14 protein-coding genes are annotated in these 16,599 nt (G+C 71.3%); 7 read left to right on the top strand and 7 right to left on the bottom strand.

Annotated elements, in window-relative coordinates; translation table 11 throughout:
* Nucleotides 1-162: 162 nt before the first annotated feature.
* From KHC19_RS02125 to KHC19_RS02100, 6 genes are all read left to right on the top strand, one after another.
* Nucleotides 163-846 carry an amino acid ABC transporter permease gene (locus KHC19_RS02125; protein WP_213350364.1) on the top strand — a complete coding sequence of 228 codons (684 nt, stop codon included), beginning with the start codon at nucleotides 163-165 and terminating at the stop codon, nucleotides 844-846.
* The gene (locus KHC19_RS02120; protein ID WP_213350363.1) at nucleotides 843-1,616 is read left to right on the top strand and encodes an amino acid ABC transporter ATP-binding protein; all 774 of its coding nucleotides are present in this window, start codon (nucleotides 843-845) and stop codon (nucleotides 1,614-1,616) included. The genes KHC19_RS02125 and KHC19_RS02120 overlap by 4 nt, the downstream gene beginning before the upstream one ends.
* Nucleotides 1,617-1,821: 205 nt before the next feature.
* Nucleotides 1,822-2,943, top strand: a complete 1,122-nt coding sequence (locus KHC19_RS02115) for an ABC transporter ATP-binding protein (protein ID WP_213350362.1) — start codon at nucleotides 1,822-1,824, stop codon at nucleotides 2,941-2,943.
* Nucleotides 2,944-2,958: 15 nt separating this feature from the next.
* Entirely contained in the window at nucleotides 2,959-3,909 is a 951-nt protein-coding gene (locus tag KHC19_RS02110; protein WP_378296260.1) for an ABC transporter substrate-binding protein, read from the top strand.
* A 10-nt stretch (nucleotides 3,910-3,919) separates the two neighbouring features.
* Nucleotides 3,920-5,617 (top strand): ABC transporter permease, encoded by a 1,698-nt coding sequence (locus tag KHC19_RS02105; protein WP_213350361.1) that lies wholly within the window; start codon nucleotides 3,920-3,922, stop codon nucleotides 5,615-5,617.
* Nucleotides 5,617-6,714 carry an MBL fold metallo-hydrolase gene (locus KHC19_RS02100; protein ID WP_213350360.1) on the top strand — a complete coding sequence of 366 codons (1,098 nt, stop codon included), beginning with the start codon at nucleotides 5,617-5,619 and terminating at the stop codon, nucleotides 6,712-6,714. The genes KHC19_RS02105 and KHC19_RS02100 overlap by 1 nt, the downstream gene beginning before the upstream one ends.
* On the opposite strand, the gene KHC19_RS02095 is transcribed toward KHC19_RS02100, so the two are convergent.
* The 7 genes from KHC19_RS02095 to KHC19_RS02065 form a co-directional block, all read right to left on the bottom strand.
* Nucleotides 6,711-8,267 carry a TerC family protein gene (locus tag KHC19_RS02095; protein ID WP_213350359.1) on the bottom strand — a complete coding sequence of 519 codons (1,557 nt, stop codon included), beginning with the start codon at nucleotides 8,265-8,267 and terminating at the stop codon, nucleotides 6,711-6,713. The two genes, KHC19_RS02100 and KHC19_RS02095, sit on opposite strands and share 4 nt — an antisense overlap.
* A gap of 127 nt (nucleotides 8,268-8,394) precedes the next feature.
* Nucleotides 8,395-11,019 carry an AAA family ATPase gene (locus tag KHC19_RS02090; protein ID WP_213350358.1) on the bottom strand — a complete coding sequence of 875 codons (2,625 nt, stop codon included), beginning with the start codon at nucleotides 11,017-11,019 and terminating at the stop codon, nucleotides 8,395-8,397.
* Nucleotides 11,016-12,146: a metallophosphoesterase family protein gene (locus KHC19_RS02085; RefSeq protein ID WP_213350357.1), complete on the bottom strand. Its 1,131-nt coding sequence runs from the start codon at nucleotides 12,144-12,146 to the stop codon at nucleotides 11,016-11,018. Before KHC19_RS02085 ends, KHC19_RS02090 begins: the two co-directional genes overlap by 4 nt.
* A 257-nt stretch (nucleotides 12,147-12,403) precedes the next feature.
* Nucleotides 12,404-13,183, bottom strand: coding sequence for a MetQ/NlpA family ABC transporter substrate-binding protein (locus KHC19_RS02080; protein ID WP_213350356.1), 780 nt, complete (start codon nucleotides 13,181-13,183; stop codon nucleotides 12,404-12,406).
* Nucleotides 13,184-13,209: 26 nt separating this feature from the next.
* Nucleotides 13,210-13,890 (bottom strand): methionine ABC transporter permease, encoded by a 681-nt coding sequence (locus tag KHC19_RS02075; RefSeq protein ID WP_246548098.1) that lies wholly within the window; start codon nucleotides 13,888-13,890, stop codon nucleotides 13,210-13,212.
* Entirely contained in the window at nucleotides 13,880-15,061 is a 1,182-nt protein-coding gene (locus KHC19_RS02070) for a methionine ABC transporter ATP-binding protein (protein WP_425514508.1), read from the bottom strand. Before KHC19_RS02070 ends, KHC19_RS02075 begins: the two co-directional genes overlap by 11 nt.
* 19 nt (nucleotides 15,062-15,080) lie before the next feature.
* Nucleotides 15,081-15,284, bottom strand: coding sequence for a hypothetical protein (locus KHC19_RS02065; protein WP_213350354.1), 204 nt, complete (start codon nucleotides 15,282-15,284; stop codon nucleotides 15,081-15,083).
* Nucleotides 15,285-15,740: 456 nt separating this feature from the next.
* On the opposite strand from KHC19_RS02065, the gene KHC19_RS02060 reads away from it, so the two are divergent.
* Nucleotides 15,741-16,544, top strand: coding sequence for a MetQ/NlpA family ABC transporter substrate-binding protein (locus tag KHC19_RS02060; protein WP_213350353.1), 804 nt, complete (start codon nucleotides 15,741-15,743; stop codon nucleotides 16,542-16,544).
* Nucleotides 16,545-16,599 lie beyond the last annotated feature (55 nt).

Below are 16,599 nucleotides of genomic sequence, written 5' to 3'. Positions count from 1 at the left end.
CGGTAAAGCGCGCCCGGAGGAGCATCCTTCGAGGCCCGGCCTGCGGCCGGGCACCTAGGGATGAGGTGGTTCTCGGGTCGACCCCGGAGGCGGCCCCGCGCCGGCGCATCACCTCGAGGACCGGCCGCAGGGCCGGTTCTGTCGCATCTGGGAAGGACCGCCGTGCCGCACTGGCTGCAACTCATGCTCGACTCGCTCGCGCCGCTCCTGTGGGCCTGTCTCGTCTTCACCGTACCGCTGACGCTGCTGTCCTTCGCCTTCGGCCTGACGCTCGGCTTCCTGACCGCGCTCGCGCGGCTCTACGGGCCGCGCCCGCTGGTGGCGCTCGCGCGCTTCTATGTGTGGATCATCCGCGGCACGCCGCTGCTGGTGCAGCTCTTCGTGATCTTCTACGGCCTGCCCAGCGTCGGCATCCTGCTCGACGCCTTCCCGGCGGCGCTGATCGGCTTCACGCTGAATGTCGGCGCCTACAGTTCCGAGATCGTGCGGGCGGTGATCGCCTCCATCCCCAAGGGCCAGTGGGAGGCGAGCTATTCCATCGGCATGAACTGGGCGCAGGCGCTGCGGCGCACCGTGCTGCCGCAGGCGGCGCGCACGGCGGTGCCGCCGCTGTCCAACACCTTCATCTCGCTGGTGAAGGACACCTCGCTCGCCGCCGCCGTCACCGTGCCGGAGCTGTTCCAGGCGGCGCAGCGCATCGTCGCCACCAGCTACGAGCCGCTGATCATCTATATCGAGGCGGCGTTGATCTATCTGGCGCTGAGTTCGGTGCTGTCGGCGCTGCAGGACCGGCTGGAGCACCGGCTCGCCCGCGCCAGCGGCCTTGCCCCGGAGGCGGCGCGATGATCCGCCTCGCCGACATCGTGAAGAGCTTCGGCGACCTGACGGTGCTGAAGGGCGTGAGCCTCGCGGTGCGCGAGGGCAGCGTGACGGCGCTGATCGGCCCGTCCGGCTCCGGCAAGTCGACGCTGCTGCGCTGCGTGAACCTGCTGGAGATCCCGGAGGCGGGACAGCTGGTCATCGGCGGGGAGACGGTGCGCTTCACCGGCCGCCCGCCCGAGCGCGAGACGCTGCGCCGGGTGCGGCGCCAGACCGGCATGGTGTTCCAGAACTTCCAGCTGTTCCCGCACCGCACCGCGCTCGGCAACGTCATGGAAAGCCTGATCGTGGTGCTGAAATGGCCGGAGGCGAAGGCGCGGGCCCGGGCGCTGGAGCTGCTCGACAAGGTGGGGCTGGCGGACAAGGCGCAGGCCTGGCCGGCGCAGCTTTCCGGCGGCCAGCAGCAGCGCGTCGCCATCGCCCGCGCGCTTGCCTCCTCGCCGCGGGTGCTGCTGTGCGACGAGCCGACCTCGGCGCTCGACCCGGAATTGTCGCTGGAAGTGGTGGAGGTGCTGGCGCAGCTCGCCCGCGAAGGCACCACCATGCTGATCGCCACCCATGACCTGCGCCTCGCCGCGCGGGTGGCGCAGGACGCGGTGCTGCTGGAAGCCGGCGAGGTGGTGGAAGGCGGGCCGGCGGCCGAGCTCTTCACCCGGCCGCGGCAGGAGCGCACCGCGCGCTTCATCGCCACGCTGGGGCATGGGGTGGTGTCGGACCAAGGGGCGGAACCCGGCTGAGGCGTACGGGCTTCCCGCTCGCGCGATGATCCGTGCGGGTATCCGAACCGGCCGGCGGCGGGAGTGCCTCCCGTTGCCGGCGCCGGATTGGCGGCGGGGCAGCGGCGGCTTGCGCCGTGCCGGTGGCGTCGGTGTCGCGTAGCCGTCACGCAAGTGTCATGCGGCTCGCTTAGCTGTGCCCGGATCGTTCGCATCCGGATCCCTCATGTCCTCCGACACAAGCCCAGCGGTCTCGGTCCGCGGCCTCGGCCTGAGCTATGGCCCGGCGCGGATCCTCGACGAGGTCGGCTTCGACGTGGCGCCCGGCAAGGTGCTGGCGCTGCTCGGCCCTTCCGGCTGCGGCAAGACCACGCTGCTGCAACTGGTCGCCGGGCTGCTGGCGCCCAGCGCCGGGCGGATCGAGATCCTCGGCGTGCCGGTCGCCGACGCCGCCCTCGGCCGTTTCGTGCCGCCGGAGGCGCGCGGGCTCGGCATGGTGTTCCAGGACTATGCGCTGTGGCCGCATATGAGCGTCGCCGGCAATGTCGGCTTCCCGCTGGAGATGCGCGGCGTGCCGTCGGCCGAGCGGCGCGCCCGCGTGGCGGCGGCGCTGGAACGCGTCGGGCTCGGCGCCATGGCGGAGCGCCGGCCCTCCGACATGTCCGGCGGCCAGCAGCAGCGGGTGGCGCTGGCCCGCGCCATCGTCGCCGAGCCGCCGCTGGTGCTGTTCGACGAGCCGCTGTCCAATCTCGATCCCGAGCTGCGCGAGGCGATGGTGGGCGAGATCGGGGCGCTGGTCGCCCAGCTCGGCCTCACCGCCCTCTATGTGACGCACGACCGCACCGAGGCCTTCGCGCTCGCCCATCAGGTGGCGGTGATGCGCGGCGGGCGGATCGTCCAGATGGCGGCGCCGGAGACGCTGATCGCCGAGCCGGCCAGCCCGGAAGTGGCTGAGTTCCTCAATCTCGGCTGCCTGCTGCCGATGCGCCGCTCCGAGGCCGGGTGGCTGATCGAGGGCACCGACATGAGCATCGGCCCCGGCGGTCCGGCGGCGGAGGCGGCCCGGCTGCTGCTGCCCGCCCGGGCGACGCTGGTCGGCCCGGCGATAGAAGGGCGTCCCCGCGCCGAGGTGATCCGCACCCGCTTCCGCGGCGATGGCCATGTGCTGACGCTGCGCCTCTGCGGCACCGCGCTCGACATCCAGCTCGCCAGCCCGCGCCGCGCCGCCATCGGCGAGATCGTCGGCCTGTTCTGTCCGCCGCAGGACCTGCGCTGGTTCGCCGATCCCGTCACGTCGTCCCCAACCAACGCGGCCTCGTCCTCCGGGACCTCTTCCGCCGCCGCCTAGCTGCAGGAGCCGATCATGCGCGCCTTTTCCCTCGCCCTCGCCCTCGGGGCGTCGCTGCTCGCGACGAGCGCCGCCCTGGCCGACATCACCGTCTATTCCGCCGGCCCCGGCGGGCTGATCGACAAGCTGGCGGCCGGCTACACCGCCAAGACCGGCGTGAAGGTCAACGTCTTCCAGGCCACCACCGGCAAGATCATGGCGCGCATCGAATCCGAGGCCGCCAACCCGGTGGTCGACGTGCTGATCTCCGCCTCCTGGGACACCGCCACCGACTTCGCCAGGCGCGGCTGGCTGGTTGCTTACACCAGCCCCAACGCCGAGAAAGTGCCGGCCTTCCTGAAGAACGACACCGCGGTAGCGCAGGGCATCTCGGCGCTCGGCATCGCCTGGAACCCGGCCTCGGGCACGCCGAAGCCGGCGGAGTGGGCCGACCTGACCAAGCCGGAGTACAAGGACCTCGTGACGATCCCGGATCCGGCGCAGTCCGGCGCTTCGTTTGAGCTCACCGCCGCGTTGCAGGCCAAGGATGGCTGGGAGCTGTTCAAGGGTCTCGCCGCCAACGGCGCCATCGTCGCCGGCGCCAATGCCGAGGCGCTCAACCCGGTGATGCAGGGCGCCAAGGCGGCGGTGTTCGGCGCCGTCGACTACATCTCGCTGGCCGCCAAGGCCAAGGGCGAGTCGATCGACGTGATCTTCCCGGCCTCCGGCACGGTGATCGCTCCGCGCCCGATGATGATCCTCAACTGGTCGAAGCAGCAGGACGACGCCAAGAAGTTCATCGACTACGTGCTTTCCGACGAGGGCCAGAAGGCGGTGGCGGCGACCTATCTGATGCCGGCCCGCGCCGACGTAAAGGCCAACCGGCCGCTGATCTCCGAGCTGAAGATCCTGCCCGTCGACGCGGCGGCGGTCTATGGCAAGCGCGACGCCACGCTGGCCGAATTCGGCAAGGTGTTCGGCAAGTAAGGCGCTCGACATGCGCGCGGCAGCGGCGAGGACGAGCGGCCACGGCCCGATCGGCTGGGTGGCGGGGGTGAGCCTCGCGCTGATCGTCGCCGTGCCCTTCGTCTTCATCGTGCTGCAGGCGATCTTCCCGGAGCTCGGGCGCGGCTCCTTCGCCAAGCCCCTGCAGCATCTGCCGAAGACGCTGGCCGACCCGGCGCTCATCCGCCTCGCCGGCCACACGCTGCTCATCGGGCTGGGCGTCGTCGCCGGCTGCACGCTGATCGGCGTGCCGCTGGCGGTGGCGCGGGCGCTGTTCAGGGTGCCCGGCGCGCTGGTGTGGGACGTCGCCTTCCTCGTGCCGTTCATGATCCCGCCCTACATCGCCACGCTGGGCTGGATCATGACGATGCAGCCGCGCGGCTATCTCCAGCAATTGACGGGGATCAATCTCGGGCCGCTGCTGTTCTCGGTGCCGGGCATGATCCTGATCATGACCCTCAACCTGTTCCCGGTGGTGTATTTCGCGGTGTCGCGCACCATTGAGGCGGTGGGCACCCGCTATGCCGATGTCGGCCGGGTGTTCGGGGCGCGGCCGGCGCGGGCGTTCTGGCGCATCACCCTGCCGCTGGCGACGCCGGGGCTGGCGGCGAGCCTGCTTCTGGTGTTCGCACTCGCCATCGAGGAATACGGCACGCCGGCGGCGCTCGGCACCCGTTTCGGCTTCGAGGTGCTGGTGACCGGCATCGAGACCCGCATCTCCGACTGGCCGATCGACCTGCCCGGCGCCGCCATCCTGTCGCTGCTGCTGGTCGGGCTGTCGCTGGTGGCCTTCCTGATCCAGCGGCGCATCCTCTCCGGGCGCAACTTCGACACCGTCGGCGGCAAGCCGCAGGCGAAGGACAAGCGGGCGCTCGGCCCGTGGGCGGTGCCGGTGGGGCTCGCCTTCGCGCTGGTCGCGCTGCTGGCGACCGGGCTGCCGCTCGCCGCCATCCTCGCCACCGCGCTGTCCAAGACCATTTCCGGCGGGCTGAAGCCGTCCAATATGGGGCTGCAGAACTTCGAGGAAGTGCTCTTCAATGCCGGCGGCGCCTTGCAGGCGCTGGGCAATTCGCTGAGCCTGGGCATCGGCACCGCACTGGTCGCCGGCGCCCTGGGGGCGCTCACTGCCTATGCGGTGGTGAAGGGGCGCGGGCGCGGGCGGCTTGGGCTGGAAGTGCTGGCCATGCTGCCGAGCGCGCTGCCCGGAGTGGTGGTGGCAGTGGGCATGATCCTCGCCTGGAACCAGCCCTGGCTGCCGCTGACCCCCTACAACACCGCCTTCATCCTGCTCATAGCCTATTGCTGCATCCTGCTGCCGCAGCCGGTGCGCTACGCCACCGCGGCCTTCCAGCAGATCGGCGACAATCTGGAGGCGGCGGCGCGGGTGGCGGGCGCGCGGCCGCTCACCGTGTTCCGCCGCATCATGCTGCCACTGATCCTGCCCAGCCTCGTCACCTCCATGCTGCTGGTCTTCGCGGTGGCCTCGCGCGAACTGGTCGCCTCGCTGCTGGTGGCGCCGGTGGGGATGATGACCATTGCCGGCTTCATCTGGCGGCAATTCGAGCAGGGCTCGGTGGGGCTCGGCATGACCATGAGCTTCATCGCCATCGTGCTGACGACGTTGATCCCCATGCTGCTGATCGCCGCGCTGCGCCGCTTCGCCGGCGCCCGCTTCACGGGGCTGCAGTGATGAAACGTCTGGCCGCGCTGTCGGGATGGGGCATGAAGGGGCCGGCCTGCTTCCTCCTCGAGATGGACGGCCGGCGCCTGCTGCTCGACCTCGGCGAGGGGCCGGATGCCGGGCGGCGACCGTCTCTGGGCGGCATCGGCAAGGTGGACGCCATCCTCATCTCGCACGGCCATCCCGACCATGTCGGGGCGCTGGACCTCGCGCCGGAGATCGGCGATCCGCCGGTCTACGCCACCGAGGCGGTGCGGGCGCTGGCGGGCGAGGACCGGCTGCGGCAGGCACAGGACCTGCCATTCGGCGGGACGACGCGGATCGCCGGCCTCGACGTCGAGACCGGGCCGGCCGGCCATGCGCCGGGCGCGGTGTGGATGCGCATCGGCGGGGCCTCGGGCCTCCTCTATAGCGGCGACTATTCCGCCGAGAGCGCGCTGTTTCCGGTGGTGCCGCCCTTGCCGGCGGCGGCGCTGGTCTGCGACGCCTCCTATGGCGACGCCGAGGAGCCGCTCGACCGGCAGGCGGCCGCTCTCGTGGCGCTGGCCCGCGCGCGGGCGCTGCTGCTGCCGGCGCCGCCGGCCGGGCGGGCGCTGGAGATGGCGCTGGCCTTCCAGCGCGCCGGGGTGCCGGTCTCGCTCTGTCCGGCCACGCGGGCAGTGGCGCAGGCGATGGCCGAGCGGCCCGCGACCGCCGTGGCGGAGCTTCGCGACTGGCCGGCGCAGGTGCTGGAGACCGCCGGCACGCTGACGGCACGCAGCCCGGCCGCCGGCGTCATGATCGTCGCCGGGGCGCAGGCCGAGCGGGGGCTGTCCGCGGCGCTGGCGCAGCGCTTCGTCGCCAGCGGCGAGGCGGACGTGGTCTTCACCGGCCATGTCGCCGCGGGATCCGCCGCCGAACGCCTCGTCGCCGGCGGGCAGGCGACGCTGCGGCGCTGGAACGTGCACCCGACCCGCGAGGGCCTGCGGGTGCTCGTCGCGGCGGTGCGGCCTTCGGTGATGCTGCCGGCCTTCCTGCCGAAGGCGCGCCTCGCCGGGCTGAAGGCGCTGTTCCCGGAGCTGCGCCTCGTCACCGAGGCACCGGACTTCGCCTGGCAGGCGGGCTAGGCGACGCGCCAGGCACGCACCCGATCGATGCGATGCCCCTTCAGCGCCAGCACCTCGAACCGCCAGCCATGCCATTCCAGCGTCTCGCCGACCTCCGGCAGCCGGCCGAAACGCTCCAGCACGAAGCCGGCCAGCGTCTCGAAATCGTCGTCCTCGCCGCGCAATCCGTCGAGGCCGAGGGTGCGTTCCACCTCGTCGACGGGCATGCGGGCGTCGAGCCGCCAGGAGCCGTCCTCCTGCCGCTGGGCATGGGGTGCCTCCTCGCCGGCAAGCTCGGGCAGGTCGCCGGCGATGGCGATCAATATGTCGGTCGGCGTGACGATGCCTTCGAAGGTGCCGCGCTCGTCCACCACCACCGCCATGTGCACGGGCGAGCCCTTGAACTGTTCGAGCAGGCGCAGCACCGGCAGCGTCTCGGCGATGTAGAGCGGCTGGCGCGCCACCTTGCCGATATCGAGCCGGCCGTCGGCGTCGTACTGTGCCAGCAGGTCCTTGGCGTGCACCACGCCCATCACCTCGTCGATCTCCCCCCGGCACACCGGGAAGCGCGAGCGCCCGCTGCTGCGGATCTCGTCGAGGAGCGCCTCCGGCGGATCTTCCACATCCAGCCACACCGTATCGACCCGCGGCACCATGATGGCGCGGACCGGCCGTTCGGCGAGGGTGAGGACCCGCTCGATCATCGCGCTTTCCTCCGGGCTGAAGGCGCCGGCCTCGCCCATGGTGGAGGCGATGACGGCGATTTCGGCGGAGCTCTCCGGCGCGCTCTCCCCGCCGCGCAGCAGGCGCAGCACCGCGCGGGAGGTGCGCTCGCGCAGATCCAGGGTGGTGACGCGCCGGCGCAGGTTGCGGCGGGCCACCTGGTTCGCCGCCTCGATGAGGATGGAGAAGCCGATGGCGGCGTAGAGATAGCCCTTGGGGACATGGACGCCGAAGCCCTCGACGATCAGGCTGAAGCCGATCATCAACAGGAAGCCGAGGCAGAGGATGACGACGGTGGGGTGTGCGCCGACGAAGGCCGCCAATGGCCGGCTCGCCAGCATCATCACCCCGACGGCGATGACCACGGCGATCATCATGATCGGCAGCTCGCGCGCAATGCCCACCGCGGTGATGACGCTGTCGAGCGAGAACACCGCGTCGAGCACGATGATCTGCACGATCACCTGCCAGAACACCGCCTGGCCGCTGCTGCGCCGCTCGTCCGCATGGCCGCCCTCCAGCCGCTCGTGCAGCTCGGTGGTGCCCTTGAACAGCAGGAACAGGCCGCCGGCGATGAGGATGATGTCGCGCCAGGAGATCTCGCTGCCCAGCAGGGTGAACAGCGGATAGGTGAGGGTGACGATCCACGACACCGAGGCCAGCAGGGCGAGGCGGGTGATCAGCGCCAGCGACAATCCCGTCAGCCGCGCCCGGTCGCGCTGATCCGGGGGCAGCTTGTCCGCGAGAATGGCGATGAAGACGAGATTGTCGATGCCGAGGACGACTTCGAGGACGATCAGCGTCGCCAGCCCGACCCAGGCGGCGGGATCGGCAATCCATTCGAACAGCATGAGCCCTTCTTCCGGCTGCAAGGGATGAGGCAGACTAGCATCGCGGCCGCCGCCTTCCGCAACGTCGGCGGCGGCGGGCGGGAAAATTCATCGCACAGGGGGGCGGCGATCGGGAGGGCGATCGAGACTAGGCGAGGTCCGGCTGCCAGGGCTGCATCTGCAACACCGTGCCGCCGAGCCGGGAAAAGGCCCGCTGGCGGCAGGAGAACACGATGATCTGCTGCTCGCGGGCCTGCCGGTGCAGCGCGTCGAACATCCGCTCGATGCGGTCGTCGTCGGAATAGACCAGCGCATCGTCGAGGATCACCGGCGCCGGACGGCCGTCATGGGCGAGCAGCCGCGCGAAGGCGAGGCGGGTGAGCACGGAGAGCTGCTCGCGCATGCCGCCCGAGAGCCGGTCCACTTCCTCTTCCTGGCCGTTGCGGCGCACGGCCTGCGGCAGCAGGGTCTTCTCGTCGAAGGTGATGTCGATGTCGTCGAACAGGAGGCCGAGCAGGGGCCTCAGTTCCGTCAGCACCGGCCGCAGATAGAGGTCGCGCGCGGCCGAGCGCGACTCCTGCAGCGCCGTGCGCAGGCGGTCGAGCACCGCGACCTCGGTCTCGAAGGCGCTCACGCGTGCCTCGGCGGCGGCGAGCCTGTCGCGCGCTTCCTGCCAGACTTCCTCCACCGCCTCGTCCGAGCGGGTGCGGATCCGTCCGTTGAGGTCGGCCAGGGCGACATTGAGCCGGCTTTCCTCCTGCGTGGCGGCGTCCTCGGCCGATGTCGCCCGGCGCAGCGCCGCCTCGGCGGAGGCGAGGTCGGGGGCGGCCGCGCGCAGCCCGTCGGCATGGGCGGCGGCGCTCCCGAACACCGCCTGGCCGTCGGCATGGGCGGCGGCGAGGGCCTGCTCCCGCGCCTCGCGTCCGGCTTCCGGGCCGAGCAGGGCATCGAGGCGGGCGCGCTCGCCGGCATGGGCCTTGAGCACGGCCTCGACCTCGGCGTGGGCCTCGATGGCGCGGGCCTGAAGCGGCTGCGTCTCGCGGGCCCTGTTGCGGGCCGTCCCGACGCGCGCCTCGGCACGCTGGACGGCGGCGTGCGTCTCCTCCGGGTCGGCCTTGAGTTCCAAAGCCTCGGGCAGCACCGCGGCGCGGCGGGCCACCTCTTCACGCAGTTTGGGCAGCCCGTCCGGGGCCAGATGGCGCAGTTCGAGGCGCAGGCGGTCGCGTTCGGCGGCCTTCTCCTGCGCCTCCACCTGCCGGCGACGCGCGGCGGCGAGATCGGAAACGCCGAGGCTTTCCAGCAGCTCGGCGCGGCCGCGCTCGGCGGTCTTGCGCGCCGTGTCGGCACCGGCGGGGCGATTGGTGCGGATGGTGAGCGTGCCGATGCCGGGCAGGGCGAGCCGCGCGACATCGTGGATCGCCCGCTCCTCGTCCGGCCCGAGCGGCTCGCCGTCGAGCATGAGCGGCGCGCTCCCGGGTTCATAGGCAAGACGCAGCGAGGGCAGCCGCGCCTCCTCGGCGGCGCGCAGCCGGGCGATCTCGACCTCGAGGCGTTGCAACTGCTCGACCGCCTCGGCGGGAATGGCGAGCAGCGCCAGCGCCGCCTCGGCCTGCTCGACGCCGCCGCGCCGCGCTTCCGCCTGCCGCAGGCGGTCGCGCAGCACCTCCAGTTCCTGCGCCGCCTGCCGGGCCCTGAGGGCGGCATCGAGCCGGGCGAGCAAATCGCGCGCCTCGCGCTCCTCGGTCTCGGCGGCATGCACCTCGGCGGTGGCGGCCTCCACGGCGGCGGCGGCATCGCCGCGCCGGGAAAGTGCCTCGACGCGCCGGGTTTCGGCGCCGGCGAGTTCGGCGCGCAGGGCGCCGGCGCGCGCCAGCGCCTCGCGGAAGGCGGCGAGCTCGCGCTCGGCCCCGTCGTGGCGGTGGCGCGCGAGGGCGGCCTCGGCCTCGGCGGCCTTCAGCTTCTCGGCATGGGCCTTGGCCGCCTCGAAGGCGGCGGCGGCCTTCTCGACGGCGGCGCGGCGGGCGGCCTTCTCCTCGGCATTGCCGAGCTCGGCAAGGCGCCGGAGGGTCTTCGCGCGCTCGTCCAGCGCCTGGCGCAGCGCCTCCACCTCGGCGGCGAGACGCCGTTCCTCCTCTGCAAGAAGATCGCGCTCGCCGATGGCCTTGAGATAAGGGCCGCCGCTTTTCGGCTTCAGCGTCGGCGTGACGAGAAGGCCGAGTTCCTCCTCGCAGGCGGCGATGATCTCCGACATGCGCCGGCCGCCGGTGATCGCCTCGACCTCGCCCTGCACCGAGGTGAGCAGGCTCTCGCGGACCTGCCGCTCGTCCTCGTCCTCCTTGCGCTTCTCGAGGCCGGTATTGCCCTGCCGCACCCAGAGCAGGCCGGCCGGGCCGGCGGTGCCGCCGCGAATGAGGCCGGCGATGAAGCGTTCGGCCTCGTCCGCCTGCGCGACGAGCCGGCCGATGGCGAGATCGACGACGCTGGCGCGCTTGCCGCCGATGAACTGTTTGGTCAGGCGGAAGCGGCCCTCGGGCACCACGATGTCGGCCTCGACCAGCGGATTGCCGCCGCTATAGGGCTGCAGGCGCCGCACATCCTTCGGCACGCCGGTATGCGGCTGGAAGAACAGCGCGTGCAGCGCCTCGAAGCTGGTCGACTTGCCGAATTCGTTGGCGGCGCACAGCACGTTGACGCCGTCGCCGATGCCCTCGATGGCAATGCCCTGCCGGGCGAAGCGCCTGACATTGTAGAGCCGCAGCGCCGCGATCTTCATGAGCCCACCCGCTGGCTCAGCGAGAACAGCCGCGCCAGCGCGGCGCGGGCGATGGCGCGCTCGGCGGCGGGACGGGCGGCATCGAGGCTTTCGGCGCGCAGCGCCTCGGCGGCCTCGCGCAGGGCGCCGGCGCGGTCGATGAGATCGAGATCCTCGGCCTCGATATCGTTCATCAGGCCGGACTCGTCGAGTTCCAGCAGGGCGAATTCCGGTGCGGCATGGTCGATGGCGGCGGCGAGCGCGCTGCGCCCGGCGAGGCTGGCGCGGCCGGTGGCGACGAGGCGCGCCAGCGTCTGCCGGCGGGCGGGGCCGGGCGGCAGCAGGCCGGCGAGCCTTTCCGCACCGTCATCCCCGGAGAGGAGGTGCAGCGGCAACATGCGCCAGGAAAAGCTCGCGGTCTCGACCGGCATCACCTCCGGCGCGGCGGCGGGGGCGGACAGGCTGACGACGAGGGCCTCGCCGGGGCGGTCGTGCTTGAAGCGGTCCGGCTCCGGCGTGCCGCTGTAGCGGGTGCGGGCATCGAGGGCCATCGCGCCGTGCCAGTCGCCGAGCGCGAGATAGGCGAGCCCGGCGCGGGCGGCGCGGTCGGGGGCGAGCACGTCGAGGCCGACGCCCTCCTCGGAGAAGTCGCGCATGGCGCCATGGGCGAGGCCGAGGCGCAGCGTGCCCTCCGGCGTCGGCGCGGCGTCCATCCATTCGGTGAGGTCGCGGCCGGGGCGGCGGGCGGTGCAGGGGGCGGGCAGCAGCACGACGCCGGGCGCCAGCTCGACGGGCGCGGGCTCGGTGGCGAACACGACATTGGGCGGCGCCTCGGCGCGGATGGCGCTCCACAGCTGGCTCGCCTGCAGCGAATCGTGGTTGCCGGGCAGCAGCACCCAGCGGAGCGGGGCGTGATGACCCATCTCGGCCAGCGCCTGCCGGCGGATATCGGGCGAGGGCGTTTCGGTGTCGAAGCTGTCGCCCGCGAGCAGGATCGTGCCGGCGCCCTGCTCGCGGGCGCGGGCGGCGAGCCGGCCGAGCACGGTGTGGCGGGCGTCGCGCAGGCGCCCGCGCAGCGTCTCGTCGGCGATGTTGCCGAAGCGCTTGCCGAGATGCAGGTCGCTGGAATGGAGGAAGCGGAAGCTCATGCGAGACCCGGTCGATCCCCTGTCCGGCGCTGGAACGTGTCCGCCGGGCCGCGCTCCGGGGCGCCGCGCCGCGGTCTCGGCAGGTTGGGTCCGGTCCACGGGCGAATCTTGCTGCTGCGCATGGCGCAAACATGCCCGCATGCGCGCGGCGGCGCCAGTGGCGGCCCGCCCTTGCCCTCAGGCCGAGGGCGCCGGCCGGCCGATGGCGGCGCAGACACGCCGGCGCGGACGCCGGTGTCCAGGCTGCCGGGACGGCGTCACCAGGAGGTCAGCACCGAGCCCTTGAACTTCTCCGCGACGAACGCCTTCACCTCCGGCGAGTGGTAGGCCTCGACCAGCGTCTTCACCCAGGGCTTGTCCTTGTCGACGCTGCGCACGGCAATGAGGTTCACATAGGGGCCCTTGGCCTCCTCCTTGAGGATCGGCCCCTTCACAGGGTCGAGGCCGGCCGACACCGCGTAATTGGTGTTGATGGCGGCGGCGTCGACATCGTCCAGCGCGCGCGGCGTCTGCGCCGCCTCGAGCTCGACGAAGCGCAGCTTCTTCGGGTTCTCGACGATGTCGATGATGGTCGGCTTGAAGCCGACGCCGTCCTTCAGCTTGATGACGCCCTTGTCCTGCAGGAGCAGCAGCGAGCGCCCGCCATTGGTGGGGTCGTTCTGGATGGCGATGCTGGCGCCGTCCGGCACCTCGGCCCAGCTCTTCCACTTCCTGGAATAGATGCCGAGCGGGAAGTTCACCGTGAGCGCCACCGGCTCGATCTTGTAGCCGCGGTCGGCCTTCTGGTTGTCGAGATAGGGCAGGTTCTGGAACGAGTTGGCCTCGATCTCGCCGGCGTCGAGCGCCTGGTTCGGCACCACATAGTCGGAGAATTCGAGGATCTTGATGTCGAGGCCCTTGGCGGCGGCGACCGGCTTCACCGCCTCCAGGATCTGCGCGTGCGGGCCGGGCGTGGCGGCGATGCGGATGGTCTCGGCCTCGGCGCCGCCGGCCGCGAGAAGGAAGGCAAGCGCCGCAAGGGTGGAGCGCGTGAGCATGGGGTTCTCCGGGATCGGACGGGATTTCAGTGACGCCGCAGCCGGCGGTTGACCTTCTTCGCCAGCGTCTCGCCGAACGACTGGACGGTCTGCACGAGGACGATGAGCACCACCACCACCATCAGCATCACCTCGGGCATGAAGCGCTGGTAGCCGTAGCGTATGCCGAGGTCGCCGAGCCCGCCGCCGCCCACCGCGCCGACCATGGCGGAGTTGGACAGCAGGCTGACCACCGAGAGGGTGACGCCGAGCACCAGGCCGGGCAGCGCCTCCGGGATCAGCACCTTGCGCACGATCTGCAAGGGCGTCGCGCCCATGGCCAGCGAGGCCTCGACGAGGCCCTGGTCGACCTCGCGCACCGCCGCTTCGACGATGCGGGCGATGAAGGGCGTGGCGGCGAGGGAGAGCGGCACGATGGCGGCGGTGGTGCCGATCGAGGTGCCCGCGACGAGGCGGGTGAAGGGGATGATGGCGACGACGAGGATGATGAACGGCGTCGAGCGCGTCGCGTTGACGACGAGGCCGAGCACGCGGTTGACCGTCACCGCCTCGAACAATTCGCCCTTGCCGCTGGTTGCCAGGAAGATGCCGAGCGGCAGGCCGGCCAGCGTGCCGATCAGCGCCGCGATGGCGACCATGTAGAGGGTCTCGAGCGTCGAATCGACGATCAGGCTGAGGATGGCCGGCGAGATGAGGTCAGAGAACATGGCCGATCACCTCCGTGGTGGCGCCGGCGGCGTCGAGCGCCGCGCCGACCGCGCCGCTCGCCCAGGCCGCGGTCGGCACGCCGACATAGAGCAGCGCGAAGGGCAGGGTGCCGATGCTGTCGATCTGGCCGCCGAGCAGCGCGATGTCGATGCCGAGCTCGCGCGCGAGGCGGGTGACGAGGGGCTGGCTGGCCGTCTCGCCGGTGAGGGTGAGCCGCAGCACGCTCTGGCGCGCCCCGGCCGGGTCGTCGGTGAGGCGGCCGGCCAGCGAGGCGGGGATCTCGCGGCCGGGCAGGCTGCCGATGAAGGAGCGGGCGGTGGTGGTGCGCGGATGCGCGAACACCTCCGCGACCGGGCCTTCCTCGATGATGCGCCCGGCCTCGATGACGCCGACGCGGTGGCAGATCTCCTTGATCACCGCCATCTCGTGGGTGATCAGCACGATGGTGACGCCGAGCTCGGCATTCACCCGCGCCAGCAAAGCGAGGATGGAGCGGGTGGTCTCGGGGTCGAGGGCGCTGGTCGCCTCGTCGGACAGCAGCACCTTGGGATCGGTGGCGAGGGCGCGGGCGATGCCGACGCGCTGCTTCTGCCCGCCGGACAGCTCGACCGGGTAGCGGTCGCGCTTGTCGGCGAGGCCGACGAGATCGAGCAGGCGGTCCACCCTGGTGCGGATCGCCGCACGGGACAGGCCGGCAAGCTCCAGCGGCAGCGCCACATTGTCGAAGGCGCTGCGGGAGGACAGCAGGTTGAAGTGCTGGAAGATCATGCCGATCTTCCGCCGCTCGGCGCGCAACGCCGCCTCGTCGAGCCGGTTGACGGTGACGCCGTCGACGATCACCTCGCCGCTCGTCGGGCGCTCCAGCCCGTTGATGGTGCGGATCAGCGTCGACTTGCCGGCGCCGGAACGGCCGATGACGCCGTAGATCTCGCCGCTGGGGATGTCGAGCGAAATGTCGGCCAGCGCCTCCACCGCCGCGTCGGATCCGCGGGCGGGGAAGGTCTTGCAGACCTCGCGCAGCACGATGGCGCCGCCGCCGGCCGCGTCGCTGCGGCGGCCGTTCCCGACGCCGGGCCGGGCTTGCGCGACCTCGCCGGCCGCCGACGGGGCGGCGGCGAAATCGCGGAACAGGGCCGGCGGGAAGGAAGGGGCGGAAACGTTCTGGAGCATCATGTCCGTCGGGGCGGTTTCAGGCCGCGCGGGGCAGGGCCGGGCCCAGGCGCGTGGCGAGGCGCCGCCGCTCGCGGTCGAGCTTCACCCGCACGACGCCGGGTGTAAGCCCGTCGCGGCGCAGGATCAGGCTGACGAGCGGATCGGCGAGGATCTCGTCGAGGGTGGGTTCGGAAAGGTTCAGCGGCGCCTCGATGGCGCCCGACAGGGATGCGGAGCTCATGGCGAATATCCCAATGGTCGAATGCCCGCCGGGCGGGTCATCCTGCAGTCTCGGCGGAAGGGCGGAGAAGGGGCCTCAGGCCCGTTTGGGACGTCGACAACACATGGTCATGGCTCAGCTCCTCAAGCTCGTTGCCCGACCACGAAGTCGCTCCGTGGCGCTTTAGCGTTGATGACGCGGTGCAAGCTGCCGGGTGTCAAATCCCGCGACCCGACGGTTTTACCCTCGGATGGCGACCTATCTAGCATGTTGATGCGAGAAGTCAATCAAACTTATAGATTAATGCCGCCGCCGGGTTAGTGGGTGCGACAGGCGGAACCTGCACAATCCGTGCGCAAATCGCATAACAAATATGCATGGCTTGTATTCCATAAATTCAATAGACTATTCGGGCGAGGCCGGCTTCCCTGAGGATGCCGAGGCGCCGGACGCCTCACGACATCGAGGAGAGAACACATGACCGCCCTTACCCGCCGCTGGCTCGGCATCGGCCTCGGCGCGACGCTGGCCGCCTTCGCCATCCTGCCCGCCCATGCCGCCGACAAGGTCAAGCTCGGCGTGATCGGCGGCGACGAGGAGGAGATCGCCGAAGTGGCGAAGAAGGTGGCGGCGAAGGACGGGCTCGACATCGAGGTCGTCACCTTCTCCGACTACACGCTGCCCAACGAGGCGCTGTCGCGCGGCGATCTCGATGCCAACGCCTTCCAGCACAAGCCCTATCTCGACGCGCAGATCGCGGCGCGCGGCTACAAGATCGTGCCGGCCGGGTTCACCATCGTCGAGCCGATCGGCTTCTATTCGCTGAAGGTCAAGGATTTCAAGGACCTGCCCGAAGGCGCGCAGATCGGCATTCCCAACGATCCGTCCAATGGCGGGCGGGCGCTGAACCTGTTCGCGGCCAACGGGCTCATCAAGCTCGCGCCCGGGAAGGGGCTGCAGCCGACCGTGCTCGACGTCACCGACAACCCGAAGAAGGTGAAGTTCCGCGAGCTCGACGCCGCGCTGCTGCCCAAGCAGCTCGCCGACCTCGACGGCGCGGTGATCAACACCAATTACGCGCTCGGCGCCAAGCTCGATCCCCGCAAGGACGCGCTGATCCAGGAGAGCCGTACCGACAACCCGTATGGCAACTTCATCGCCGTGCGCGCCGGTGACGAGGGCAAGCCGGCGGTGGCGAAGCTGGTGAAGGCCTATCAGTCGCCGGAAGTGAAGGATTTCCTCCTCACCCGCTTCAAGGGCGCCATCCTGCCGGCGTGGTGAGCCGGCGGGATTTGCCCGGTCCGGGGATTCCCGGCCCCGGACCGGGCGTCACCTC

It is taken from the genome of Ancylobacter oerskovii (genome assembly GCF_018390555.1).
GTDB classification, from domain to species: Bacteria; Pseudomonadota; Alphaproteobacteria; order Rhizobiales; family Xanthobacteraceae; genus Ancylobacter; species Ancylobacter oerskovii.
This window is presented reverse-complemented; position numbering and strand designations above follow the sequence as displayed.